The sequence below is a fragment of the Rickettsia sp. TH2014 genome (genome assembly GCF_019249195.1).
Classification (GTDB): Bacteria; Pseudomonadota; Alphaproteobacteria; order Rickettsiales; family Rickettsiaceae; genus Rickettsia; species Rickettsia felis.
The window spans coordinates 1-1,720 of the sequence record NZ_MXAX01000198.1 but is presented as its reverse complement, the minus strand read 5'-3'; the positions used below and the strand labels follow the sequence as shown (position 1 = coordinate 1,720).

Genomic DNA, 1,720 nt, shown 5'->3' with positions numbered 1-1,720 from the left:
AAGAAAAAAAGCTCTACAATTAGCTAAATACCTAAGATCTGAATCACCGGATTATGGCTATTTACGTACTGTATTTATGTATTTAAGGCAAGAATTAGAAGTAGTAGTTACAGCTCAACCTAAAAAATTACCTTATGTTCCAAATGAAGAAGAAATACAGAAATACTATGATGTAATATGGAAAAGTAAAAATATACAGGACATTATAATTATAAAAGTATTAATATATACAGGTATAAGAGTAAGTGAGCTGGTAAGGTTAAAAAAGCCTGATGTTGACCTGAATGGATGTCAAATTAGAATTATTGCTGGAAAAGGAAAAAAAGATAGAATAGTACCGTTTCCAAAAAGTTTTCGGGAAACATTAGCAATGTATATCACCAGTACCGCAGAGAATAAGACATTGTACTTATTTGAGTCAAGCTGGAAAAAACCATATTCTGATAGAGGAATTAGAAGAATATTAGAAAAATATAGTAATTTAGCTGGTATGAGGCAGAATATTTCTCCACATAAATTACGTCATTTTTTATTTACTTGGCTTAAAAAAAGAGGAATAGACGACGCACTCATCCAACCATATTCTGGTCATGAAACCCGCAAGTCTCTAGAGATTTATTCAAAATTATCATTATCAGAAGCTCAAAAAATATATGAAGAAAATATCAAGAATTTTCCAGTTTAAGCTGCTCAACTTTGCCGCTCCTTGCACGATCTTTAGTATCGGGCCTAGTAAGACAGTTTATGGATATGATACAAAATTAGAGCATTTATGTAAGGCTATCAGTAATAACAATATAGACCTCGTGACATCGCTTTTAAAACAAGCTCAACAAAAATCACAATATAATCAACGATGTATCCAAGAACGTGAAACACCTTTGATATTAGCCATCAGCAACAATAATATTAAAGTAGTACAAATGCTATTAGATTTTGGAGTTGATATAGAACAAGAAGGGAGTCCTCCCAAATAAGTGTGTAAACTTTTTTTCAAAGGCCTAGATTCTATCTTCAAATTTTATTAAAAAATGAGCCATAGCCGCATTCCAATTTGGTATAGGCATGGACCATTTTTTGGTCATGTAATCAATTGCTAAATATAAGCTTTTAAAAACAGCATTATCATTTGGAAAAACACGTTTATTTTTTGTAACTTTTCGGAGTTGACTATTAACGGATTCCACAGCATTAGTTGTATAAATTATTTTCCGTATTTCTTCAGGGTATCCTAAGAAAATCATTAAATTATCCCAGTGAAGATACCAAGATTTAGCAATTTGAGGATATTGTTTATTCCATTTAGATTCAAAAGCCTCTAAAGCGGAAAGTGCTTCTTTTTCTGTGCTAGCTGTATAAATAGGTTTTAAATCACCAGCTAGCTCTTTCCGGTCCTTATATGATACATATCGTAAACTATTTCTAATTTGATGTACAATACATAATTGATGCTCCGTCTTTGGAAAAACAGCACCTATAGCTTCAGACATACCAGTAAGATTATCACTACATGCTATCAGTATGTCTTGCATACCTCTATTTTTCATTTCAGTAAAATTACCAAGCCAAAATTTAGCTCCTTCATTCTCACTGATCCACAATCCTAAAATATCTTTCCTTCCTTCTAAATCAATACCTAAGGCAACATATACCGATTTATTGATAATACGCTTATCCTGACGTACTTTTACTACTAAACAATCAAAAAATACTATAGCAT

General features: G+C 31.7%; 3 protein-coding genes. 2 read left to right on the top strand and 1 reads right to left on the bottom strand.

Annotated features, from left to right (window positions below; translation table 11 throughout):
• Both KYQ89_RS03965 and KYQ89_RS03960 read left to right on the top strand, forming a co-directional pair.
• A partial coding sequence (locus KYQ89_RS03965) for a tyrosine-type recombinase/integrase (protein WP_218460291.1) occupies positions 1 to 685 on the top strand: 685 nt, incomplete at its 5' end.
• On the top strand, positions 654 to 977 hold the full coding sequence (locus tag KYQ89_RS03960; protein WP_256621280.1) for an ankyrin repeat domain-containing protein: 324 nt from the start codon (positions 654 to 656) through the stop codon (positions 975 to 977). The genes KYQ89_RS03965 and KYQ89_RS03960, both read left to right, overlap by 32 nt.
• Positions 978 to 1,001: 24 nt before the next feature.
• Here the strand turns inward: KYQ89_RS03960 and KYQ89_RS03955 are convergent.
• A partial coding sequence (locus KYQ89_RS03955; protein WP_218460501.1) for an IS256 family transposase occupies positions 1,002 to 1,720 on the bottom strand: 719 nt, incomplete at its 5' end.

Excerpts from the sequence above, each read along its gene's own strand:
- KYQ89_RS03960 (WP_256621280.1), top strand. The coding sequence starts at position 654 with ATGAAGAAAATATCAAGAATTTTCCAGTTTAAGCTGCTCAACTTTGCC.